This is a genomic window from Modestobacter sp. L9-4 (genome assembly GCF_019112525.1).
Taxonomy (GTDB): Bacteria; Actinomycetota; Actinomycetes; order Mycobacteriales; family Geodermatophilaceae; genus Modestobacter.
Genome location: NZ_CP077800.1, coordinates 1,258,754 through 1,280,859, shown reverse-complemented (window position 1 = coordinate 1,280,859; position 22,106 = coordinate 1,258,754). Strand labels below are relative to the sequence as shown.

Below are 22,106 nucleotides of genomic sequence, written 5' to 3'. Positions count from 1 at the left end.
CGGCGCGCACAGCGCGCGGGTCGGCACCCGTCCGCCGTCCCCCCGGCCGACCCGGCCGCTCCCGGCTAGGATCGACCGACGTGGTCGTCCGTTCCCGGGCGCCGCAGAGAGGACGGTCGGTGCCTGACGAGCCCGCAGTCGACAGCCCCGCCACGACGGCGGCGCTGGCCGAGCAGACCCCCGAGCCGACGCCGGAGGCGCGCGCGGACGGCAGCCGCAGCGAGCTCGCCGAGACCCGCGCCCAGCGCGACGCCCGGTTCGAGCGCGACGCCCTGCCCTACCTGGACCAGCTCTACCCGGCGGCGCTGCGGATGACCCGCAACCCCTCCGACGCCGAGGACCTGGTGCAGGAGACGTTCGTCAAGGCGTACTCCGCCTTCCACCAGTTCGCCGAGGGCACCAACCTCAAGGCGTGGCTGTACCGGATCCTGACGAACACCTACATCAACAGCTACCGCAAGAAGCAGCGCCAGCCGCAGCAGTACCCCACCGAGCAGGTGCAGGACTGGCAGCTGTACGCCGCTGAGGAGCACACCTCCAGCGGGCTGCGCTCCGCGGAGATCGAGGCGCTGGACCACCTGCCCGACTCCGACATCAAGGAGGCGCTGCAGCAGCTGCCGGAGGACTTCCGGATGGCGGTCTACCTCGCCGACGTCGAGGGGTTCGCCTACAAGGAGATCGCCGAGATCATGGGCACGCCCATCGGCACGGTGATGTCCCGCCTGCACCGCGGCCGTCGCGGTCTGCAGAAGCTGTTGGCCGACTACGCCCGGGAGCGCGGCTTCGTCCGTGCCGGGGCAGCGGAAGAGGCGACGCACTGATGAGCAACGACGCTCACGAGCTGCACGGCGACGACGAGATCACCTCGTGCGACGACGTCCTGTCGCACGTCTTCGAGTTCCTGGACAACGAGACCGGGCCCGAGCGGCGCGCGGTCATCGCCGAGCACCTCGAGGACTGCTCGCCGTGCCTGCGGCAGTTCGGCATCGAGCAGGAGTTCAAGGCGCTCATCCGCCGTCGGTGCGGCGGTGACCCGACGCCGGTGGGCCTGCGCGACCGGATCAAGGTCCAGCTGACCACGGTCTCCTTCGACGACGACGGCACCCAGGTGCGGGTCGAGCAGGCCAGCGTCGAGACGTTCAGCGTCCCCGCGGAGCGACCGACCGCGTAGGCGGCCGCCCCCTGGACGCACCACAGGCCCCCCTGCACCGTCCCGCGATGAGCGGCGGTCCAGGGGGGCTCGTGCGTTCAGGCGTTGGGGCGCTTGCCGTGGTTGGCGCCGCTCTTCTTGCGGGCGCGCCGCTTGCGTCCACGCTTGGACATCGCTGCCCTCCTCTCCTCAGTCGCCACCGGGCCCTCCGGCCCAGGAGCTGATCGACGGCCGGGAGGGGTGCTCGCGCACCCCGGCCCCGGCCCTGGTGACCTGCCCAGGGTCTCACGTCCGGGGTCGACCGCCCGGCGGCGGTGGCCGGGCCGGCACCCCGGCCGGGTCGTGCCGCCGTGCCCACCCGTGCGGGCCTGAGGGAGGATGGGCGGGTCAGTGGGGAACGGGGGGACGACGTGGTCCAGGCAGTCGAGAGCGTGCTGGTGGCCGGCCGGGGGCCGATGGCCTGTGCGGTGGTCCGTGCCTGTGGCCGCCTGGGCGTGAAGGCCGTGGCCGTCTACTCCGAGCCGGAGCGCGACGCCCGGCACGTGCGGCTGGCCGACGAGTCGGTCCTGCTGGGTCCCGCGCCCGCCGACCAGTCCTACCTCGACGTGCGCCGGCTGGTCGAGGCCGCCCGCCGTACCCGGGTCGACGCCGTGCTGCCCGTCCCGCCCGCGCTGGCCGGCAGCGCCCGGCTGGCCGCCGCGGTGGCCGACGCCGGCCTGATCTGGGTGGGCCCGCCCGCCGACGTCCTCGAGCGGCTGGGGGGCGACGGCGTCGAGCCGGCCAGCGAGCGCGGGTTCCTGGCCTGGGTGACCGCGGAGGGGCTGCACCACGTCACCCCGGTGCTGCGCGACCGGGCCGGTGGCACCCCGCGGGTGTCCTGGACGCCCAGCGAGGGGCTGGGGCCGCTGCCGGCGGCTGCGCGCCGCCTGCCCGAGGTCGGCTGGCGCGGGCTGGTCAGCGTGGGCATCGACCCCGACGGCGAGCTCGCCGAGGTCGCCGCCGGCTTCTCCCTGGACATGGCCGTGCTGGAGCGGGCGCACGGTGTCGACGCGGTCGAGCTGGCGCTGCGCAGCGCCGCCGGGCTGCCCGCCGACGCCGCACCCGTGCCGGGCACGCCGCGGGCCGCGGTCGCCGTGCAGCTGCGGTCCACGCTCCCGCCCGGGACGGCGGGCCGGGTCACCGGGCGGCTGCCGGACATCGCGCCCCGCTCCGGGCGCCGTCCGCTGCTGGGCCCCGAGGTCGTCGCCGACAGCGGCTACGAGCCCGGCGACCGGCTCGACGGCTGGTACGACGCGCTGCTGACGACCGTCAGTGCCGGTGGGCCCAGCCCGGCCCGGGCGGCGAGTGCGGCGACCGACGTCCTGACCGGCCTGCCGGAGACCGGGGTCCCGCACGACGGGGCCGCGGTCTGCGGCGTGCTGCAGCGCATCGCCGGGGTCCTCGTCCCCGACTGCTGAGGGCGCCTGCCCAGCAGAGGGGCGGACCGGCCCGGGTGCGGCCGTGCTTTCATGTGCTGTCCGCCGGCTCCGGCGGGCGGGGCGAGGAGGAGGCACCGGTGGCGGTCGAGGAGATCCACGCCGAGATGGTCTCCAGCGTGGTGACGGTGCTCGTGGCTCCCGGCACCGAGGTCGCCGCGGGCGACACGCTGGTGGTCCTCGAGTCGATGAAGATGGAGATCCCGGTGCTCACCGAGCGGGCCGGCACCGTCGCGGAGCTGCACGTGACCGAGGGCGAGGTCCTCCAGGAGGGCGACCTCATCGCCACCGTCCAGTCTTGACGGAGGACCCCGGTCCTCTCGCGATCCCGGGGTGGGCCCGTGGGCGGGGCCTGACTGCCGGGTGGGTCGTCAGCCGAGGTCGAGGACGTAGACCCGCAGGTCGATGCCGGGCCGCGGTGCCCAGTCCCGCTCCGGCAGCCGCTGGAAGCCCAGCCGCTCGTACAGCCGGTGCGCGGCCGTCATCAGCTCCCCGGTCGACAGCACCATGCGTGCCCGCCCGGCGGCGCGTGCCCGGTCCAGGCAGGTGCGCACCAGCGCCTCGCCGACCCCCTGCCCGCGGGCGCCGGCGTCCACGGCCAGCATCCGGAACGCCGCCTCGTCCGGTGACCGGGTGACCTCGCCGAAGTCGCCGGCCAGCACGAGCGCCACGCTGCCGACGATCCGCCCGTCGCCGTCCCGGGCGACCAGCAGGTCCGCCCGGTCGGCGCGGCCGGCCACGTCGGCGAGGGTCGGCACGTACTCGGGGGAGACGAGCCCCTCGCCCTCGTAGACGCCGACGGTGAGCTCGGCGATGCGCGGGAAGTCCGCCGGGACGGCGCGGTCGATCGTCAGCACCAGCGCAGGGTAGTGAACCCTCCCCGTCCCGCACCCGAGCACGCTCGGGTGGGCGTCCGGGCGCGGGTCGTAGGCTCGGCGGCACCATGAGCAGCCTGTCGGAACGTCTCACCCGCGGGTCGGCGAGCCCGTCCCAGGTCGACCACGCCCGCCGGCTGGTGGCCGACTGGCAGCTGCTGGCCGACCTGGCGTTCGCCGACCTCACGCTGTGGGTGCCGCTGGCCAGCGGGGCCTGGTGGTGCGTGGCCCAGGTGCGCCCGCTCACCGCCCCCACCAGCCAGCCCGAGGACCTCATCGGCAGCGAGGTGACCGGGCCGGCCGCCGAGCCGCTGGTGCTGGCCCAGCGCGAGGGCCGGCCGATCACCGAGGGGGACCCGGACTGGTCGGGGGCGTTCCCGCGGCGGCGCGAGGTCATCCCGGTGCGGCACGACGGCGCGGTGGTCGCGGTGCTGGCCAAGGACACCAACCTGGCCGCGACCCGGTCCCCGTCGGCGCTCGAGCTCACCTACCTCGACATCGCCGCCGAGCTGTCGCTGATGGTCGCCGCCGGCACGTTCCCGCCGCGGATGCTCGACGACGCCGAGATGAGCCCCCGGGTGGGCGACGGGCTGGTGCGGCTCGACGGCACCGGCGCGGTCGTCTACGCCAGCCCCAACGCCCTGTCGGCCTACCGCCGGATGGGCGTGACCGGCGACGTCGTGGGCTCCGACCTCGGCGAGGTGACCCGGACGGTGTCGGCCGACCAGGTCGCGGGGGAGGCGGTGGCGGCGAGCATCGGCGCCGCGGTCGCCGGGCGCTTCCCCGACCCGATGGACGTCGACAACGAGGCCGCCACGATGCTGGTCCGCGCGCTGCCGCTGCAGGCACCCGGCGGTGAGGCCGGTGCGCTGGTGCTGGTGCGCGACGTGACCGACGTCCGCCGGCGCGACCGGGCGCTGATGACCAAGGACGCCACCATCCGGGAGATCCACCACCGGGTGAAGAACAACCTGCAGACGGTCGCGGCGCTGCTGCGGCTGCAGGCCCGCCGGATGACCGAGCCCGCGGCCCGCGCCGCGCTGGAGGAGTCGGTGCGCCGGGTGGCCTCGATCGCGGTCGTGCACGAGACCCTGGCCGGCAGCCGCGAGGACGTGGTGGACGTCGACGACGTGCTGGACCAGGTGCTGCCCATGCTGGGCGACGTCACCGCGGTCGGGCGCCCGGCCCGGTTCACCCGCAGCGGCGCGTTCGGCGAGCTGTCCGCGGCGGTGGCGACCCCGCTGGTGATGGCGGTGACCGAGCTGCTGCAGAACGCCGCCCTGCACGCCTTCCCCGACGGTGAGCCGGGCACCATCCTGCTCGGCGCGGAGCGGGACGGCGACGACCTGGTCGTGCGGGTGCGCGACGACGGGCGTGGGCTGCCCGAGGGCTTCGACCCGGCGGCCAGCACCGGCCTGGGGCTGCAGATCGTGCGCACGCTGGTGACCAGCGAGCTGCACGGCGGGCTCGAGATGGGTCCGCCGGCCAGCGGCCCGGGCACCGAGGCCGTCCTCACCCTCCCCGGCGCCGGCCGCCCCCGCCACTGACGACAGCAGGGCCGCACCCGAGGGGTGCGGCCCTGCTGTTCGGCCCCTTCCCGGGACCCGCCGCGCGCGGAGCGCGTGGTGGGGAGGGAGGGGGTCCTTGATCAGGCGGTGCGGACCCGGGTGCGGGCGGTGCGGCGCTTGAGGGCGCGGCGCTCGTCCTCGGAGAGGCCGCCCCAGACGCCGGAGTCCTGTCCGGAGGTCAGTGCCCACTCGAGGCACGACTCCACGACCGGGCAGCGACGGCACACCGCCTTGGCCTGCTCGATCTGAACGACCGCAGGGCCCGTCGTCCCGATCGGGAAGAAGAGCTCCGGGTCTTCGTCCCGGCAGAGCGCGCGGTGGCGCCAGTCCATGGCGGTGTACTCCTCGGTATCGTCGGGTGTCGGTCGCCGGTCCCCAGACCGCCCCCGCAGGTCAGCGCACCGGTGTCCCGGTACGTTGAACGGCGACCGCCCGCCTCGTTACGGGCAGGTTGCTTGCTTGTGATGCTTTCACGAGACGACGCACTGTCAAGCAGTTCGCCACGATCGGTCGAGCTCGTGAGGAAGCTCACCACGCCGCTGCGTCGCTCGCCACTCGTCGGCTGTGACGCCGCCTACGGCCCCGCTCCAGGGCCTGCCGCGGCGGTGCGGACCCCGTCGCTCGCAGGCTCGGGACAGGGCAGGGGTGAGCGGGGTCCTCCCGCTACACGACGACGCGCAGTGCCTCCGGGACCGACCGCACGCGCAGGCCCGTGGTGGTGCCCAGGTGGTCGCCGTCGAGCTGCCAGCCCTGCGGCCGGGACGCCGTCAGCGTCAGCTCGGCGAGGTCGTGCCAGCGGTGCACGCCGCGCCCGCGGGCATCGGGCCGGGCGGCCATGGTCTGCCGCAGGTGGTGCAGCATCCGCACCACGCCGACCCGGCCCATGGCGAAGACGTCCAGGCCGCTGTCGAAGGAGGCCTCGGGGCTGGGCACGATCGGCCGTTCGCCCAGGTAGGTCCACGGGCTGACGTTGGACACCAGTGCCAGGAAGAGCCCGTCGACCGGGGCGCGGCCGGGCAGCTCGAGCGTCACCGGCGGACGGCGGCGGTCGCGGCCGAGGAGGAAGGCGTCGACCCCCGACCGGACGTAGAGCGCCCCGGTGGAGCGCCGTCCGCGGGCGCGCTGGGACTCGACCCGGGAGATCACGTCGGCGTCGAAGCCCAGGCCGGCGGCGAAGACGAACCACCGCGGCTCCGTCCAGCCGGCGTCGTCGGTGCGCGCGGAGGCGGTGCGCGCGGAGGCGGTGCCCAGGGACACCAGCCGGGTGCGGCCTGCGCGGAGCGAGTCGAGGATCTCCCCGGTCGCCTCCACCGGGTCCCGTGAGCGGCCCAGCGCCCGGGAGAAGACGTTGGTCGACCCGCCGGGGACGACGGCCAGCATCGGGACCCGCGGCCCCGGACCCGCCGCGAGCAGGCCGTTGGCCGCCTCGTTGACGGTGCCGTCACCGCCCAGGGTCACCACGACGTCGACGCCGTCGGTGGCTGCCTGTGCGGCCAGGTCACGGGCGTGGCCCCGGTGCCCGGTCTCCGCGACGTCGACCTGCAGCTCGCTGGACAGCGCCCGCACCAGCACGTCGCGCACCTTGCGGGTGGTGGTCGTCGCCGCCGGGTTCGCCACCAGCAGCGCACGCATGCCGCCAACCTATCCAGCGCCCGGGTCGGTGCCGGCAGCGCCTCCCGGACGGGCCGGGCACCGGGGCTCCCCGGCGTAACCTCGGCAGCGTGCCAGGTCAGACGCCCGACGTCCCCGAACGCCGGCGGTCCCGCGCCGAGGGTCTCCTCGGGGGCGCGGCCGCACCCTCCGCCCCGCGTGCGCCGCGACCGGCGACGGGGGTGCCGGGCTCGGTGCGCCGCGCCGCGCTCGTGGTGGGACTCGAGGCCGTTGCGCTGGGCGGTCTCGCCGTCGTGCTGCTCGTGTTGTCGGTGACGGGCTCGCCGGAGAGCCTGGGCCGGGCGCTGGCCGAGGTGGTCTTCGTCGGTCTCTCCGCTGCGGTGCTCGCCGCCGCCGCCCGGGGGCTGTGGCGGCTGTCGTCGTGGGCCCGCGGCCCGGTCGTCGCGCTGCAGATCTTCCTGGGCATCCTCGGCTACACCGCGGCTTTCCAGGCCGACCGCCCGCTGATCGGCGTCCCGGTCCTGGCGCTGGTCGGCCTGGTGCTCTACCTGCTCGCCACCCCCGAGGCCCGGCTCGCCTACAGCGACCTCTAGGCCCCCGTGCCGGAGCCCGTCGCGAGCGTGCGAGTGGTGGGGGGCAAGGGGGTCCTCACACCAGGTCGATGACCTCGGCGATCGAGGGCAGGATCCGGCTGGGGCGGAACGGGAAGCGGCTGACGTCCTCGGCCTTGGTGGAGCCGGTGAGCACCAGGACGGTCTCCAGCCCGGCCTCGATGCCGGCCACCACGTCGGTGTCCATCCGGTCGCCGACCATGGTGGTCGACTCCGAGTGCGCCTCGATCCGGTTCATGGCGCTGCGGAACATCATCGGGTTGGGCTTGCCGACGAAGTAAGGCTCCGCGCCCGTGGCCTTGGTGATCATCGCCGCGACCGACCCGGTGGCCGGCAGCGGGCCCTCCGGTGAGGGACCGGTGACGTCGGGGTTGGTGGCGATGAAGCGGGCGCCGGCACCGACCAGCCGGATGGCCTGGGTGATGGCCTCGAAGGAGTACGTGCGGGTCTCCCCGAGCACCACGTAGTCCGGCGCGGTGTCGGTGAGGGTGTACCCGGCCTCGTGCAGCGCCGTGGTCAGCCCGGCCTCGCCGATGACGTAGGCCGAGCCGCCGGGCAGCTGGGAGGCCAGGAAGTCCGCCGTCGCCAGCGCGGAGGTCCAGATCGACTCCTCCGGCACGTCCAGGCCGCTGCGGGCCAGTCGGGCGGAGAGGTCGCGCGGGGTGAAGATCGAGTTGTTGGTCAGCACCAGGAAGCGGCGGTTGCGCTCGACCAGCCGGGCGAGGAACTCCGCGGCGCCGGGGAGCGCGTTGCCCTCGTGCACGAGGACGCCGTCCATGTCGCTGAGCCAGCACTGGGACTCGCCGCGCTCGGTGCTCACGCCGTTCTCCTCATCGTGGGGTGGGTCACCGTCGGTCGGCGGCGAACCGGGTCAGTGCGTCATCGGTCAGCCGGAAGACCGACCACCCGTCCATCGGCAGCGCGCCTGCTGCTCTGTAGAACTCGATCGACGGGGTGTTCCAGTCCAGCACCGACCACTCCAGCCGGGCGTACCCGCGGTCGACGCACTCCTGGGCCAGCGTGCGCAGCAGCTCCCGGCCGAGGCCCGTGCCCCGGTGGCCGGGGGAGACGAACAGGTCCTCGAGGTGGATGCCGTGGGTGCCACGCCAGGTGGAGAAGGTGAGGAACCACAGCGCGAAGCCGGCGACCTCGCCGTCCGGGGTCTCCGCGACGTGCCCGAACAGGGCCGGCGCGTCGCCGAACAGCGCGGTGTGCAGCTGCTCGTCGGTCATCAGCGCCTCGTGCTCGGCCCGCTCGTAGGCGGCCAGCTCGCGCACCAGCCGGCACACCGCCGGGACGTCGTCGGGCCGGACCGGGCGGACGCTCACGACAGCAGCTCCTTCACGCGGGCCGGGACCAGCCGGGTCAGCGGGCTCAGCAGGGGGATGAACAGCGGGGAGAGCAGATAGCTGTAGGCGACCACGCAGCAGGCGACGGTGGGGACGACGACCAGGCCGACGACGACGACCAGCACGGTGAGGGCCAGGCCGTAGGGGCGCCCGCTCTTCGGGCTGACCAGCGACCGGAACGACCGGTAGCGGACGTTGCTGATCATCAGCAGCGCCGGCAGCAGGACGACCAGCAGGACCCACAGCCGGTCGCGGCCCTCCATCAGGTCGGCGAAGGCGAACACGCTGGCCAGCACGACGCCGGCGGCGCCGGGGGAGGGCAGGCCGGTGAAGTACCGCTTGTCGGCGGTCGGGTCGATGGTGGTGTTGAACCGGGCCAGCCGGATCGCCGCGCAGGCCACCCAGATGAAGCAGGCGATCCAGCCCAGCGCGTCGAGGGAGTCGCGGCCGTCGGAGAACAGTGCGAACACCAGCAGCGCCGGCGCCAGCCCGAAGGAGACCAGGTCGGCCAGGGAGTCGAACTGCAGCCCGAACGGGGAGACCGCCCCCACCAGCCGGGCCACCGCGCCGTCGGCGATGTCGAACACGACCGACAGCGCGATGAGCGCGCAGGCCAGCCGGTACTCGCCGCGGAAGGCGACCAGGATCGCGCCGAACCCGCACATCATGTTGGCGAGGGTGAACATGCTGGGCAGCCACGAGCGTGCCCGCCGTCGCCCGCCGCGCACCGACCCACGGACGAACTCGACCGTGTTGGTGCGCCTGCCCGGCATCTCCTCCGCCCCTCAGCTGGGCGGGGACCAGCGGGCGATGACGGTCTCGCCGCCTCGCACCCGCTGCCCCTTCGTGACCAGGACGGTGCACTCCGGCGGCACGAAGACGTCCATCCGGGAGCCGAACTTCATCAGCCCGATCCGCTCGCCGGTGGCCACCTGCTGGCCCGGGACGACGCGGGTGACGATCCGGCGGGCGAGCACGCCGACGATCTGGCGGAAGACCACCGTGCGCTCGCCGTCGACCACCCACAGCTCGCTGCGCTCGTTGCGGTGCGCGCTCTCGGCCCGGTAGGCGGCCAGGAAGCTGCCGGGGGCGTAGGTGGAGCGGGTGACCTGGCCGCCGTAGGGCGCCCGGTTCACGTGCACGTCGACGACGGAGAGGAAGACGCTGACCTGCTGCCAGTCGCCCTCGGGGGCCACGCCGGGCTGCGGCTCGCCGGCGACCATGACCACGCCGTCGGCGGGGGAGACCACGTCGTCCCGGGCCGGTGCGACGGAGTCCGCCTGCCGCTGCGGGTCGCGGAAGAAGAGGGCCATGTAGGCCGACAGCGCCAGGGACGGCCAGGCGAGCAGCCGGACCCAGCGGACGCCGGCACCCTGGCCGAGGGCGGCGGTGGCCGCCGCGGAGCCCAGGGGGACGGCGAGGAAGGGCCAGCCGGCCCGGTCGATGCGCATGGCAGACCGAGGCTACGGGGCGGGCTGACGGTGCCCTGCCGGCGGCCGCGTGGGCACCGCGACGACGACCTCGGTGCAGGTCCGGACACGCCACTGCCGGACCGCTCGCAGGAGCGGTCCGGCAGTGGGGGTCGTGCAGGTCCCACCGCGAGGCGGTGGGACCGGCCCCGCTGCAGGGTCCCGCCGCGAGCTCGCTCGTGGTGGGGGCAGCGGGGTGCCGTCTCAGGCAGCTGCCTTGGTCTCCCAGAAGATCGTGTCGATCCGGGCGATGTAGTCCAGCAGCTTCTGGCCCTCGGCCGGGTCCATGCTGCCCTTGGCGCCCGCGGCGCCGGCCTGCTTGGTGGCCTTGTTGAACAGCTCGTGCAGCTCCGGGTACTTCTCGAAGTGCGGGGGCTTGAAGTAGTCGGTCCACAGCACCCACAGGTGGTGCTTGACCAGGTCGGCCCGCTGCTCCTTGATCAGGATGGCGCGGGTGCGGAAGACCGGGTCCTCGTTGGCCTGGTACTTCTCCTGGAGGGCCTTGACCGACTCGGCCTCGATGCGGGCCTGGGCGGGGTCGTAGACGCCGCAGGGGAGGTCGCAGTGCGCGGTGGCCTCGACTGCGGAGAACATGCTGAACAGACGCATGGGGGTGCCTCCGGTCTCTGGGGGGACGTTCGTCTGGGACCCTACTCGCGGTGATCACGCCGGACGGAGCGAGCGGTCCCGGTGGCACCGTGCCCGGGCTGGCCACCCGGTGGGTGCTCGCCCGCGTCACCGGGCCGTCGATGTCGCCCACCGTGCGCCACGGCGACCGCCTGCTGGTGCACCGCCTGCGCCCGGGTGCCGCCGTCCGGCCCGGCACGGTGGTGCTGGCCCGGTTCCCGGCCCGCCCGGACCTGCTCGTGGTCAAGCGCGTGCGCCGCGCCGTCCCCGGCGGGCACTGGGTCGAGGGCGACAACCCGCTGGTCACCGACGACTCCCGCGCCTTCGGCACCGCGGTCGTCGTCGGCCGGGTGGTCGCCCGGCTGCGCCCCCGCCCCGGCCGGTTGCCGCGCCCGCCCGCCGCGTCCTGAGCCGGACGGCGGCGGGTGTGCGCAGCGGGGTCGGGAGGGCTCACGGACCCCGTTCGGCGCCTGGTCGACGACGGGGTGACGTCGGCGGCGGTCAGCCGCCCAGGCGGGCGAGGAGCGGGTCGACGAGGTCCGAGGCCCCGGTGTTGAGGTAGAGGAACGCCACGGTCGCGACGACGAACAGCGGCACGAGCACCGCCTTCTCCACCGTCGCACCGGTGCGCAGGTGCACCGGTGCCAGCCGGCTGCGGTGCACCAGCCAGACCACCGGCACCGGCACGCCCTCGCGGGTCAGCCAGTCACCGGCGATGTGGGTGAGCACGCCCACCGCGACGGCCCACGGCAGCCACGCCGGGGCCGGGCTGTGTGCCAGCAGCAGCCAGGCGCCGCCGAACGAGAGCACCAGGTTGCCGATCACCGTGTTCTCGGCCCGGCCGGGGATGACCACGTGCAGCGCGCGCAGCGCCAGCCCGATGGCCAGGGCGAGCACCACCAGGCTCGACCACCGGTTCCAGGCGGCGGCGTGGGCGAGCAGGCCGAACACCAGCGGCGCCAGGACGGCGTCGTGGGTGCCCCACCGGTGGCCGCGGGCGACCGTGTTCACCAGCCCGGAGGGGACGTCGGTGAGCGGGCCCCACATCCGGGAGATGGTCGAGCCCTGCTGGTCGAGGTCGGGGAGCATCGCCAGGCCGCCGACCGCGGAGACCCAGGCGACCTGGGCGACCGTGCCGTCCACCGGCGCCCAGGGCAGGGTGGCGGCACCGACGGCGAGGCCGGAGAGGGCGTGGGAGTGACCGAGCACGGACCCAGGGTCACCCGGCGGTGCGCCCCTCCCCGGGAGGCGCACCGCGCTCAGTGCGGCAGCCGGTCGGCCAGCAGCTCGGCGAGGTGCCGCCCACCGGTGTCGGCGAGGTGGTCGAGCTGCGTGCGGCAGGAGAAGCCGTCGGCCAGGACGACGGCCCCGGGCCCGGCCGCCCGGACGGCGGGCAGCAGGTCGTGCTCGGCGATCTGCACCGACACGTCGTGGTGCCCGCGCTCGACGCCCCAGTTGCCGGCCAGGCCGCAGCAGCCACCGACCCGGGTGAGCTCGGCCCCGGCGCCGCGCAGCAGCCGCTCGTCGGTCGTCCAGCCCATCGTCGCGTGGTGGTGGCAGTGCGGCTGGGCGACCAGCTCGACGCCGTCCAGGTCCGGGGGCGTCCAGCCGGGGGTGGCGGTGAGCAGCTCGGCCAGCGTCCGGGTCGCGGCCTGCACCCGCGCCGCGGCCGGGTCGTCGACCAGCTCGACGACCTCGCCGCGCAGCACCGCGGTGCAGGAGGGCTCCAGGCCCACGATCGGCACCCCGGCGTCGGCCCAGGGGGCCAGTCGGGCCACCGTGCGGGTCAGGATGCGGCGGGCGGCGTCCAGCTGGCCGGTGGTGATCCAGGTCAGCGCACAGCAGGTGTCGGCCGGGGGCACCTCCACCCGGTAGCCGGCGGCGTCCAGCACCCGGACGGCGGCGTCGGCGACGTGCGGGGAGAAGTGGTCGGTGAACGAGTCGACCCACAGCGCGACCACGGGCCGCCCGTCGTCGGGCAGCGGCGTCCAGCCGGCGCGGAAGGTGCGCGGCGCGAAGGCCGGCAGGTCCCGGCGCTGGTCGACCCCGGCTCCCCACCGGGCCAGCGCGCCGCCCAGCCGGCTGCCCAGGAACCGGTTGACCGGCCCGGGCGCGCGGGCGGCCAGGTCGGCCCAGCGGGGCAGCTGCCCGAGCGCGTAGTGCGCCCGCGGCCGCAGCCGGCGGCGGCGGCGGTACGACTGGTGCAGCGCCTCGGCCTTGTAGGTCGACATGTCGACACCGGTCGGGCAGTCGCGGGCGCACCCCTTGCAGGACAGGCAGAGGTCGAGGGCCTCGTGCACCTCGGGTGAGCGCCAGTCGTGCACCGGGCCGCCGGGGGCGAGCATCTCCTGCAGCACCCGGGCCCGGCCGCGGGTGCTGTCCTTCTCCTCCCGGGTCGCCTGGAACGACGGGCACATCACAGCACCGGCGTCGGTGAGGTCGGCCCGGCACTTGCCCACCCCCGTGCACCGGTGGACCGCCGTGGACAGGTCGCCGCCGTCGTGCCGGTACGCCAGCGCCAGCCGGGTGCGGTGGGCCGGTGCGGCGGCCATCCGCAGGTCGGCGTCGAACGGCGCCGGCCGCACCAGCACGCCGGGGTTGAGCACGTCGTCGGGGTCGAGCAGGCCCTTCACCCGGCCGAACAGGTCGAGCACGGCGGGGGAGTACATGACCGGCAGCAGCTCGCTGCGCGCGCGGCCGTCACCGTGCTCCCCGGACACCGACCCGCCGTATTCGGCGACCAGCGCGGCGGCGTCGCCGATGAAGGCCCGGTACCGGCCGCGGCCCCGGTCGGGCTCGGGGGAGCCGGGGCCGAACGGGAAGTCGATGCGCACGTGCACGCAGCCGTCGCCGAAGTGGCCGTAGGGCAGCCCCTGCAGCCCGTGGTCGAGCAGCAGCGCCTCGAACCGGCGGAGGTAGGAGCCCAGCTGGGCCACCGGGACGGCGGCGTCCTCCCAGCCGGCGTGCGCAGGCCGGCCGTCGGAGGTGCGGGCGGCGAGCCCGGCGCCGTCCTCGCGGATCCGCCAGATGGCCGCGGCGTGGGCCGCGTCGGTGACCACCATCGTGTCGACGGCGCCGGCGTCGGCGGCGATCCGCGCGCCCCGCGCGGCGACCTCGGCCGGGTCGTCACCGGTGATCTCCACGATCAGCCAGCCCTCCCCGCGGGGCAGGTCGGGGACGACGGCGGCGGGGACGTCGTGCAGCCGCTGCACGATCCGGGAGTCCAGCCCCTCGATCGCGGTGGGGGAGTGCGGCAGCAGCGCGGGCGTAGCGTCGGCCGCCTCGGGCATCGACGGGTAGCCCAGCACCACCAGCACCCGGGCGGTGGGCTCGGGCACCAGCCGCACGGTGGCGCCCAGCGTGAGGGCGAGCGTGCCCTCGCTGCCCACGAGCGCGCGGGCCAGGTCACGGCCGTGCTCGGGCAGCAGGTGCTCGAGCCCGTAGCCGGAGACCTGCCGGCCGAAGCGGCCCAGCTCGGTGCGCAGCAGCTCCAGGTGCGCGTCGGTGAGGTCGCGCAGCCGGTCGCCGAGCCCACCCGTGGGCAGACCGCCGGCCAGCGTGAGCCGCTCGCCGCCGCCGGTGACGACGTCCAGGCCCACGACGTTGTCCGACGTCCGGCCGTAGCCCAGCGCCCGGGAGCCGCAGGCGTTGTTGCCGATCATCCCGCCGATCGTGCAGCGGTCGTGCGTGCTCGGGTCCGGCCCGAACCGCAGCCCGTGCGCTCGGGCCGCGGCCTGCAGCGACGACTGGACGACGCCGGGGTCGACCACCGCCGTCCGGGCCCCGGGGTCGACGCGGTGCACGCGGGTGAGGTGCCGGCTGGTGTCGAACACGACGCCGGGGCCGACGGCGTTGCCGGCGATCGAGGTCCCCGCGCCGCGGGCGGTCAGCGGGACGCCGAGCTCACGGCACACCGCCAGCGTCGCCACGATCTCGTCAGGGTGGCGCGGGCGGACGACGACCCGGGGCAGCACCCGGTAGAGCGAGGCGTCGGTGGAGTACAGGGCGCGGGCGAGGCCCGAACCGTCGACGTCGGCCACCCCGGCCCGGCGCAGAGCCTCGATCAGTGGAAGGACCTCGCTGCCCCCCACCGCTCGCGAGCTCGCGGCGGGACCCTGCAGCGAGGCCATCAGTCCTCGATGTCGTCGTCCGTGCCGCCGCGGGCCAGCCAGGTGGCGAAGCGCTCGACCGGCACCTCGAAGTCGGGGTGCTGGTCGACGAAGGCCTGCAGCTGGTCGGCCAGCCAGGCGAGGGAGACCTCCTCCTCGCCCCGCCGGCCGGCCAGCTCCTCGATGCCGCGATCAGTGAAGTACACGGGGACCTCAGTCGGCGAAGGCCTGGGCGACCAGCGCGCGCTGCTCGACCTCGTGGACCTTCGCCGAGCCGACCGCGGGGCTGGCCGAGGCCTTGCGGCTGACCTTGCGCAGGGTGCGGCCTGCCGGCAGCTGCTCGGGCAGGTTGCAGGCCATGAACTGCCAGGCGCCCATGTTCGCCGGCTCCTCCTGCACCCACACCACGTCGGTGGCGTTCGGGTACTGGGCGAGCGCCTCGGCGATCTCCTCGGCCGGCAGCGGGTACAGCTGCTCGACCCGCAGGACGGCGGTCGTCGTGTTCGACTCGGCCTCGCGCTGGGACAGCAGCTCGTAGCTGACCTTGCCGCTGCATAGCAGCACCCGGGTCACCGCGGCGGAGTCCAGCGCCGTCCCGGCCAGCCCCGGGTCGGGCAGGACCGGGCGGAAGCGCTGCTCGGTGAAGTCCTCGACCGAGCTCACCGCGGCCTTGGCGCGCAGCAGCGACTTGGGCGTGAACACCACCAGCGGGCGGTGCACCTCGCTGAGCGCCTGGCGGCGCAGCAGGTGGAAGTAGTTCGCCGGCGTCGAGCAGTTGGCGACGGTCATGTTGTTCTCCGCCGACAGCTGCAGGAAGCGCTCGATGCGGCCGCTGGAGTGGTCGGGCCCCTGGCCCTCCAGCCCGTGCGGCAGCAGCAGGACGACGCCGGAGCGCTGCCCCCACTTGGCCTCACCGCTGCTGATGAACTCGTCGATCACCATCTGGGCGCCGTCGACGAAGTCGCCGAACTGCGCCTCCCAGAGCACCAGGGCCCGCGGGTCGGCGACCGAGTAGCCGTACTCGAACCCGAGGGCGGCGTACTCGCTGAGCAGGGAGTCGTAGACGAAGAACTTCGCCTGGTCCGGCGTCAGGTTGGCCAGCGGGGTGTGCTCCGCGGCGTTCTCCCGGTCGATGAGCACCGAGTGCCGCTGCACGAACGTGCCGCGCCGGGAGTCCTGGCCGGCCAGCCGCACCGGGACGCCCTGCATGAGCAGCGACCCGAAGGCCAGCAGCTCGCCCATCGCCCAGTCGACGCCGCCCTCGCTGGTCATCGCCGAGCGGCGCTCCAGCATCTTCTGCAGCTTGGGGTGCACGGTGAAGTCCACGGGCAGCGCCACCTGCGCGTCGCCGATCGTCTTCAGCACCTCGCGGCTGACCGCGGTGTCGACCGTGGCCTGCTGCGGGGACCGGGGGTCCATGACCGGGCCGGGGCCGGAGGTGTCGCTGACGTCGTGGGTCTCGGCGAAGGCCCGCTCCAGCTGGGCGCGGTAGTCCTGCAGCGCCTCCTCGGCCTCGGCCAGGGTGATGTCGCCCCGGCCGACCAGCGCCTCGGTGTACAGCTTCCGCACCGAGCGCTTGCGGTCGATGATGTCGTACATCAGCGGCTGGGTCATCGAGGGGTCGTCGCCCTCGTTGTGCCCGCGGCGGCGGTAGCAGACGAGGTCGATGACGACGTCCTTCTTGAACGCCTGCCGGTAGTCGACGGCCAGCTTCGCCACCCGCACGCAGGCCTCGGGGTCGTCGCCGTTCACGTGGAAGACCGGCGCCCCGATCATCCGGGCGACGTCGGTGGAGTACAGGCTGGACCGCGAGTGCGCCGGGCTGGTGGTGAACCCGACCTGGTTGTTGATGACCACGTGCACGGTGCCGCCGGTGCGGTAGCCGCGCAGCTGGGACAGGTTGAGCGTCTCCTGCACCACGCCCTGGCCGGCGAAGGCCGCGTCGCCGTGCAGCAGCACCGGGAGCACCGTGAAGCCCTCGGGGCCCTTGTCGAGCATGTCCTGCTTGGCCCGCACGATGCCCTCGAGCACCGGGTTGACCGTCTCCAGGTGGCTGGGGTTGCTGGCCAGCGAGACGGCGATCGAGCGACCGTCGTGGGAGAAGGTGCCCTCGGCGCCCAGGTGGTACTTCACGTCGCCGGAGCCCTGCACGGTGCCCGGGTCGATGTTGCCCTCGAACTCACCGAAGATCTTGGCGTAGCTCTTGCCCAGCACGTTGGCGAGCACGTTGAGCCGGCCGCGGTGGGCCATGCCGATCGCGACCTCGTCCAGGCCGTACTCCGTGGAGGCCAGCAGCACCTCGTCCAGCAGCGGGATGACCGACTCGCCGCCCTCGAGGCTGAAGCGCTTCTGCCCCACGTACTTGGTCTGCAGGAAGGTCTCGAAGGCCTCGGCGGCGTTGAGCCGGCCGAGCACCCGCTTCTGCTGCTCGCGGGCCGGCTGGTCGTGCTTGACCTCGATGCGCTGCTGCAGCCAGCCGCGCTCCTCGGGGTCGGTGATGTGCATGTACTCGATGCCGACGGTGCGGCAGTAGGAGTTGCGCAGCACGCCGAGGATGTCGCGCAGCAGCATGGTGCGCTCGCCGGCGAACCCGCCGACGGGGAACTGGCGGTCGAGGTCCCAGAGCGTGAGCCCGTGCTGGACGATGTCCAGGTCGGGGTGGGTGCGGGTCTTGAACTCCAGCGGGTCGGTGTCGGCCATCAGGTGGCCGCTGCGCCGGTAGGCCTCGATGACCTCGACGACCCGGGCCTCCTTGGCGATCTGGCCCTCGTGCGCGACCCGCTTGTCGGCGACCCAGCGGACCGGCTCGTAGGGCACCCGCAGGGAGCGGAAGACCTCGTCGTAGAAGCCGTCCTGGCCCAGCAGCAGCCCGTGCATCCGGCGCAGGAAGTCGCCGGACTCCGCGCCCTGGATGACCCGGTGGTCGTAGGTGGAGGTCAGCGTGATGATCTTCGAGACGGCCATCTCGGCCAGTGCCTCGGGGCTCATCCCCTGGAACTCGGCCGGGTAGTCCATCGCGCCGACGCCGACGATCGTGCCCTGGCCGGTGGTCAGCCGCGGCACCGAGTGGTTGGTGCCGATCGTGCCGGGGTTGGTCAGGCTGATCGTGGTGCCGGAGAAGTCCTCCATGGTCAGCTTGTTGGCCCGGGCCCGGCGGATGACCTCCTCGTAGGCCCCCCAGAACTCGGCGAAGTCCATCTCCTCGGCGCCCTTGATCGAGGCGACGACGAGGGAGCGTGACCCGTCGGCCTTGGGCAGGTCGATGGCCAGGCCGAAGTTCACGTGCTCGGGCTGCACCAGCGTGGGCTTGCCGTCGACCTCGGCGAACGCGCTGTTCATGTTCGGGAAGTCGTCCAGCGCCCGGACCAGCGCGTAGCCGATCAGGTGCGTGAAGGACACCTTGCCGCCGCGGGCGCGGGCCAGGTGGTTGTTGATCACGATGCGGTTGTCGACCAGGAGCTTGGCCGGCACCGCTCGCACGCTGGTGGCCGTGGGCACGGTCAGCGAGGCGTTCATGTTCTTGACCACGGCCGCGGCGGCGCCGCGCAGCGGGGTGCGCTTCGGGCCGCCGTCCTCACCGCCGGACGGGCGCGGCGTGGCGGGCTTGGCGGCGGCCTTGGCCGGGGCGGCCGGCTGCTGCTGCGAGGCGCGCTCGGCGGCACGGGCCACGACGGTGCCCTCCGAGCGGGCGTCGATCGCGGTGGGCCGGGGCGCCGCGGCCGGTGCCGCAGGGGCGGCGGCCGGCGCGGGCGCGGCTGCCGGGGGCTCCGGGGCCGCGGCGGCAGGCGCCGCCGGCGCAGGCGCTGCGGCAGCCGGTGCTGCGGCGGGCCGGGGTGCGGCCGGCGGTGCGGCGACGGGCTGGGCGGCGGCGGGTGCCGCAGCACCCTCGGTGCTGCCCGGGCGGAAGTCGGCGAAGAAGTCGTGCCAGGCCTGATCCACGCTGCGTGGGTCGGCGAGGTACTGCTGGTACATCTCCTCGACCAGCCACTCGTTGGTACCGAAGCCCGCCACCGGGTTGGCGGAGTGGGCGGGGGAGGGCTGGGATGAGCTCACGCTTGACACAGGGTCGAGTGCCTTCTTCGTCGAGGGACGTCGTTGGACCGGGTGCCGACTTTACGCCTCGCCCCTCGACCCGGGGTGATCATGCGTGACGTGGCGCACGTGGCGCAGGACACCGCCCCCGGCGCGCCGCCGGTCCCTGCCGTGTGCAGGGGCCGGCGGTGCGCTCCCGGCGTCCTCAGACGACGTCCCGGCGCACGGCGAGCAGGGTCCCGACCACGGAGAACACCAGGGCGTAGGCCAGCAGCAGCACGCCGCCCTCCCACTGGTCGAGCAGGTCGGGCCCCTCGGTGGTGGCGGTGAGCGCCGCCGACGCGCCACCGGGCAGCCACTTGTAGACGCCGGAGATCGCCGAGATGCTGGCGATGATGTTCTCGATCACGAAGAGGTAGACCAGCGAGCCGACGATCGCGCCCACCTGGTTGCGGAACAGCGCCCCGACCCCGATGCCGATGACCGTGTAGAGCGCCAGGGAGAGGGCGGCGCCGCCCAGGACCTGCAGGTTGTCCCCGGCCAGCTCGGGTGCCCCGCCCCGGGCCCCGCCGTAGACCGAGGCGACGAGGACGTCGACCGCGCAGATCACCACCGCGAAGGCGATGCCGGCCACCAGGTAGGCGAGCAGCTTGGCCACGATCACCCGACCCCGGCGGGGGCTGGCGAGGAAGGTCGGCGTCGCGGTGCGGTGCCGGTACTCCTGGGTCGTCCCGATGATGCCCAGCACCAGGGTGAGGATGCTGCCGTTGGCCGCCAGCGACAGCACCAGCTGGTCGTAGCCGGGCGTGCCGACGGGCGAGGGCCCGCCCTCGGTGCCGGCCAGGCCGGTGATCAGGGCGACGAACCCGCCGACCAGCACGCAGGCGCCCAGCAGCAGCCCGATCCACACCCTCGTCGTCAGCAGCTTGGTCCACTCGGCCTGCACCAGACGGCCCATCAGGCTGCTGCCTCCCCGGTCGGGCCGGCGGTGCCGGCGGAGTACTGCTCGGAACCGGCGGTGAGCCGGAAGTAGACCTCTTCCAGACCGCTGGTGTGGGCGTGCAGCTCGTGCAGCTCGATGCCGCCGGTGAACGCACGCGCACCGATCTCGTCGGTGGTCGGCCCGCTGACGGTCAGCCCGTCGGGGACGCCGTCGGTCGGGACGACCGTCGCACCCGCGGCGCGCAGCAGGTCGGCCAGCTGCGCGGCCTGCGGACTGCGGACCCGCACGTCACCGCTGCCGGCCCCGGCGCGCAGCTCGGCCATCGAGCCCTGCCGCACCAGCCTGCCGGCGCCGACGATGACCACCCGGTCGACGGTCTGCTCGACCTCGCTCAGCAGGTGGCTGGACACCAGCACGGTGCGCCCCTGCTCGTGCGAGAGGTGCCGCAGGAAGCCGCGCAGCCACTGGATGCCCTCGGGGTCCAGGCCGTTGGCGGGCTCGTCGAGCACCAGCACCGACGGGTCGCCCAGCAGCGCGGTGGCCAGGCCCAGCCGCTGGCGCATGCCCAGGGAGTAGCCGCCGGCCTTGCGCCGGCCGGCCGGGCCGAGCCCCACCTGGGCGAGCACCTCGTCGGCCCGGCCGGCGGGCAGCCCCGCGGCGCGGGCGTAGACGCGCAGGTGGTCCCGGCCGCTGCGGGCCGGGTGGAACGCGGTCTCCAGCACCGCGCCGACCGCCCGCATCGGCTCGGGGAGGGCGGCGTAGGGGACGCCGTTGAAGGTCGTGCTCCCGCGGTCGGGGTTGATCAGGCCGAGCGCCATGCGCAGGGTCGTGGTCTTGCCCGCGCCGTTCGGGCCCAGGAAGCCGGTCACCTGCCCGGGCTCGACGGTGAAGCTCAGGTCGTCGACGGCGCGCACCTGGCCGAAGGTCTTGGTGAGGCCGTGCACGTCGACCCGGACGGGGTCGACCACGGCCTGTCGGGCGCTGCTGATCTCGTCCTCCTCGCCTCGCACCGGCCTGCCCGGCGACGCGGCCATCCTGGCGGAGCCGGGTCCCCTGGTGGGCGTCCTGGACCACCGCGTCGCAGATCCGTCCGATGTCGTCCGGCGACGCGGGTCTCCTGCGTTGGGTAGGTTCGACCGCCGTGGACGCCGAACCGCGGACCGACCGCTGACCGAGCCCGGGTCCGGGCCGTCGCACGGGGGCACCGACCCGCGGGAGGCCCTGGAGCAGCTGCTGCTCGGTGGGCCCCGCAGGTACACCCGCGGTGAGGTCTCCGCGCTGACCGGGACGCCGCCGGAGCGGACGCAGCGGCTGTGGCGGGCGCTGGGCTTCGCCGACGTCCCCGACGACGACCCGGCGTTCACCGACGCCGACGTGAGCGCGCTGGCCCGGCTGTCGGCGTTGATCGACTCCGGCTTCGTCGGGCCGGCCGCGGAGGCCTCGATCGCCCGCGCCATGGGCCAGGCCCTGGCCCGGCTGGCCGACTGGCAGACCGACATGCTGGCCGCGCAGCTGGCCGCCGCCGACGGGGCCGACGTGGGCGCCGACGTCGTCGCGGCGACCGAGGACCTCCTGCCGCTGATGGCCGAGCTGCAGGACTACGTGTGGCGCCGGCACCTGGCCGCCAACGCCGGCCGGCTGTTCGCCACCGGTCCCGGTGCGGTCGACCGGCCCGAGCTGGCGGTCGGGTTCGCCGACCTGGTGGGCTACACCTCCCGCTCCCGCGGCATGGGCGGACGCGAGCTGGGCGCCATGGTCGAGGACTTCGAGGGCCTGGCCGCCGACGTCGTCGCCCGCAACCGCGGCCGGGTGGTCAAGACCGTCGGCGACGCGGTGCTGTTCACCTGCACCGACCCGGTGGACGCCGTGGAGATCGCGCTGCGGCTGCCCGACGAGTGGGCCGCCCCCGACCGGCCGCCGCTGCGGGTCGGGCTGGCGTTCGGTCCGGTGCTCACCCGGCTCGGCGACGTCTACTCACCGGTGGTCAACCTGGCCAGCCGACTGACCTCGATCGCCCGGCCGGCCACCGTGCTGGTCGACGAGGAGCTGGCCCGCCGGCTGCGCGGCGTCCCCGGGTACCGGGTGCGCCCGCTGCGCCGGGTCTCGGTGCGCGGCTACGACCAGCTGCAGCCCTGGCTGGTCCGCCGTCGCACCGCGGAGGACCACGACCCCGGCGTGGCCGCGTTCGAGTCCTGGCTCGACGAGATCGCCGACGACGTGCTCGACGGCGGCGGCGGCCCGGACTGAGCCGGCAACCCGTTCGCACCGCGGGGGCGGCGGTCGGCAC

General features: G+C 74.6%; 23 protein-coding genes. 8 read left to right on the top strand and 15 right to left on the bottom strand.

The genetic code is table 11. The annotated features are described in order from the left end of the window. The first annotated feature begins 119 nt into the window (after window positions 1-119). Both KUM42_RS05910 and rsrA read left to right on the top strand, forming a co-directional pair. Window positions 120-821 carry a sigma-70 family RNA polymerase sigma factor gene (locus tag KUM42_RS05910; protein WP_237495791.1) on the top strand — a complete coding sequence of 234 codons (702 nt, stop codon included), beginning with the start codon at window positions 120-122 and terminating at the stop codon, window positions 819-821. Beyond that, window positions 821-1,171 carry a mycothiol system anti-sigma-R factor gene (gene rsrA, locus KUM42_RS05905; RefSeq protein WP_237495788.1) on the top strand — a complete coding sequence of 117 codons (351 nt, stop codon included), beginning with the start codon at window positions 821-823 and terminating at the stop codon, window positions 1,169-1,171. Before KUM42_RS05910 ends, rsrA begins: the two co-directional genes overlap by 1 nt. A gap of 77 nt (window positions 1,172-1,248) precedes the next feature. Here rsrA and KUM42_RS20395 read toward each other — a convergent pair whose 3' ends face one another. Continuing rightward, on the bottom strand, window positions 1,249-1,323 hold the full coding sequence (locus tag KUM42_RS20395; RefSeq protein ID WP_014742531.1) for a 50S ribosomal protein bL37: 75 nt from the start codon (window positions 1,321-1,323) through the stop codon (window positions 1,249-1,251). Window positions 1,324-1,560: 237 nt separating this feature from the next. Here KUM42_RS20395 and KUM42_RS05900 point away from each other — a divergent pair, with 237 nt between their 5' ends. Next, window positions 1,561-2,607, top strand: coding sequence for a biotin carboxylase N-terminal domain-containing protein (locus KUM42_RS05900; protein WP_237495786.1), 1,047 nt, complete (start codon window positions 1,561-1,563; stop codon window positions 2,605-2,607). A gap of 98 nt (window positions 2,608-2,705) precedes the next feature. After that, window positions 2,706-2,927: a biotin/lipoyl-binding carrier protein gene (locus KUM42_RS05895; protein WP_237495785.1), complete on the top strand. Its 222-nt coding sequence runs from the start codon at window positions 2,706-2,708 to the stop codon at window positions 2,925-2,927. A gap of 69 nt (window positions 2,928-2,996) precedes the next feature. On the opposite strand, the gene KUM42_RS05890 is transcribed toward KUM42_RS05895, so the two are convergent. After that, complete coding sequence (locus tag KUM42_RS05890; RefSeq protein WP_237495784.1) at window positions 2,997-3,482, bottom strand: GNAT family N-acetyltransferase; 486 nt, start codon at window positions 3,480-3,482, stop codon at window positions 2,997-2,999. 86 nt (window positions 3,483-3,568) lie between these two features. Here KUM42_RS05890 and KUM42_RS05885 point away from each other — a divergent pair, with 86 nt between their 5' ends. Beyond that, window positions 3,569-5,047 carry a sensor histidine kinase gene (locus KUM42_RS05885; RefSeq protein ID WP_237495783.1) on the top strand — a complete coding sequence of 493 codons (1,479 nt, stop codon included), beginning with the start codon at window positions 3,569-3,571 and terminating at the stop codon, window positions 5,045-5,047. A 101-nt stretch (window positions 5,048-5,148) separates the two neighbouring features. On the opposite strand, the gene KUM42_RS05880 is transcribed toward KUM42_RS05885, so the two are convergent. Next, entirely contained in the window at window positions 5,149-5,400 is a 252-nt protein-coding gene (locus KUM42_RS05880) for a WhiB family transcriptional regulator (RefSeq protein ID WP_163612279.1), read from the bottom strand. A 331-nt stretch (window positions 5,401-5,731) separates the two neighbouring features. Further along, window positions 5,732-6,700 (bottom strand): diacylglycerol kinase family protein, encoded by a 969-nt coding sequence (locus tag KUM42_RS05875; protein WP_237495782.1) that lies wholly within the window; start codon window positions 6,698-6,700, stop codon window positions 5,732-5,734. An 89-nt stretch (window positions 6,701-6,789) separates the two neighbouring features. Here KUM42_RS05875 and KUM42_RS05870 point away from each other — a divergent pair, with 89 nt between their 5' ends. Beyond that, a complete protein-coding gene (locus KUM42_RS05870) occupies window positions 6,790-7,272 on the top strand; it encodes a hypothetical protein (RefSeq protein WP_237495781.1) in 483 nt (160 codons plus the stop codon). A 55-nt stretch (window positions 7,273-7,327) separates the two neighbouring features. Here KUM42_RS05870 and KUM42_RS05865 read toward each other — a convergent pair whose 3' ends face one another. The 5 genes from KUM42_RS05865 to sodN form a co-directional block, all read right to left on the bottom strand. After that, complete coding sequence (locus KUM42_RS05865) at window positions 7,328-8,068, bottom strand: HAD-IIA family hydrolase (RefSeq protein WP_370629354.1); 741 nt, start codon at window positions 8,066-8,068, stop codon at window positions 7,328-7,330. 67 nt (window positions 8,069-8,135) lie between these two features. Continuing rightward, a complete protein-coding gene (locus KUM42_RS05860) occupies window positions 8,136-8,618 on the bottom strand; it encodes a GNAT family N-acetyltransferase (RefSeq protein WP_237495779.1) in 483 nt (160 codons plus the stop codon). After that, window positions 8,615-9,412 carry a CDP-diacylglycerol--serine O-phosphatidyltransferase gene (gene pssA / locus KUM42_RS05855; RefSeq protein WP_237495778.1) on the bottom strand — a complete coding sequence of 266 codons (798 nt, stop codon included), beginning with the start codon at window positions 9,410-9,412 and terminating at the stop codon, window positions 8,615-8,617. Before pssA ends, KUM42_RS05860 begins: the two co-directional genes overlap by 4 nt. A 12-nt stretch (window positions 9,413-9,424) precedes the next feature. Further along, window positions 9,425-10,090, bottom strand: a complete 666-nt coding sequence (locus KUM42_RS05850) for a phosphatidylserine decarboxylase (protein ID WP_237495777.1) — start codon at window positions 10,088-10,090, stop codon at window positions 9,425-9,427. 222 nt (window positions 10,091-10,312) lie between these two features. After that, window positions 10,313-10,717, bottom strand: coding sequence for a superoxide dismutase, Ni (gene sodN, locus KUM42_RS05845; protein WP_237495776.1), 405 nt, complete (start codon window positions 10,715-10,717; stop codon window positions 10,313-10,315). A gap of 50 nt (window positions 10,718-10,767) precedes the next feature. On the opposite strand from sodN, the gene KUM42_RS05840 reads away from it, so the two are divergent. Then, window positions 10,768-11,145 carry a S24 family peptidase gene (locus tag KUM42_RS05840; RefSeq protein ID WP_237495775.1) on the top strand — a complete coding sequence of 126 codons (378 nt, stop codon included), beginning with the start codon at window positions 10,768-10,770 and terminating at the stop codon, window positions 11,143-11,145. A gap of 91 nt (window positions 11,146-11,236) precedes the next feature. On the opposite strand, the gene KUM42_RS05835 is transcribed toward KUM42_RS05840, so the two are convergent. The 6 genes from KUM42_RS05835 to KUM42_RS05810 form a co-directional block, all read right to left on the bottom strand. After that, the gene (locus KUM42_RS05835; protein ID WP_237495774.1) at window positions 11,237-11,944 is read right to left on the bottom strand and encodes a metal-dependent hydrolase; all 708 of its coding nucleotides are present in this window, start codon (window positions 11,942-11,944) and stop codon (window positions 11,237-11,239) included. A gap of 50 nt (window positions 11,945-11,994) precedes the next feature. Continuing rightward, window positions 11,995-14,775, bottom strand: coding sequence for an FAD-binding and (Fe-S)-binding domain-containing protein (locus tag KUM42_RS05830; protein WP_237495773.1), 2,781 nt, complete (start codon window positions 14,773-14,775; stop codon window positions 11,995-11,997). An 89-nt stretch (window positions 14,776-14,864) separates the two neighbouring features. Continuing rightward, entirely contained in the window at window positions 14,865-15,050 is a 186-nt protein-coding gene (locus KUM42_RS05825; RefSeq protein ID WP_237495772.1) for a DUF6104 family protein, read from the bottom strand. A gap of 7 nt (window positions 15,051-15,057) precedes the next feature. Beyond that, a complete protein-coding gene (locus KUM42_RS05820; protein WP_237495770.1) occupies window positions 15,058-18,897 on the bottom strand; it encodes a multifunctional oxoglutarate decarboxylase/oxoglutarate dehydrogenase thiamine pyrophosphate-binding subunit/dihydrolipoyllysine-residue succinyltransferase subunit in 3,840 nt (1,279 codons plus the stop codon). A 184-nt stretch (window positions 18,898-19,081) separates the two neighbouring features. Beyond that, window positions 19,082-19,834 carry an ABC transporter permease gene (locus KUM42_RS05815; RefSeq protein ID WP_237495769.1) on the bottom strand — a complete coding sequence of 251 codons (753 nt, stop codon included), beginning with the start codon at window positions 19,832-19,834 and terminating at the stop codon, window positions 19,082-19,084. Next, complete coding sequence (locus KUM42_RS05810; protein WP_237496644.1) at window positions 19,834-20,733, bottom strand: ABC transporter ATP-binding protein; 900 nt, start codon at window positions 20,731-20,733, stop codon at window positions 19,834-19,836. Before KUM42_RS05810 ends, KUM42_RS05815 begins: the two co-directional genes overlap by 1 nt. Before the next feature lie 208 nt (window positions 20,734-20,941). Here KUM42_RS05810 and KUM42_RS05805 point away from each other — a divergent pair, with 208 nt between their 5' ends. Next, on the top strand, window positions 20,942-22,066 hold the full coding sequence (locus KUM42_RS05805; RefSeq protein ID WP_237495767.1) for an adenylate/guanylate cyclase domain-containing protein: 1,125 nt from the start codon (window positions 20,942-20,944) through the stop codon (window positions 22,064-22,066). The last annotated feature ends 40 nt before the right edge of the window (window positions 22,067-22,106 follow it).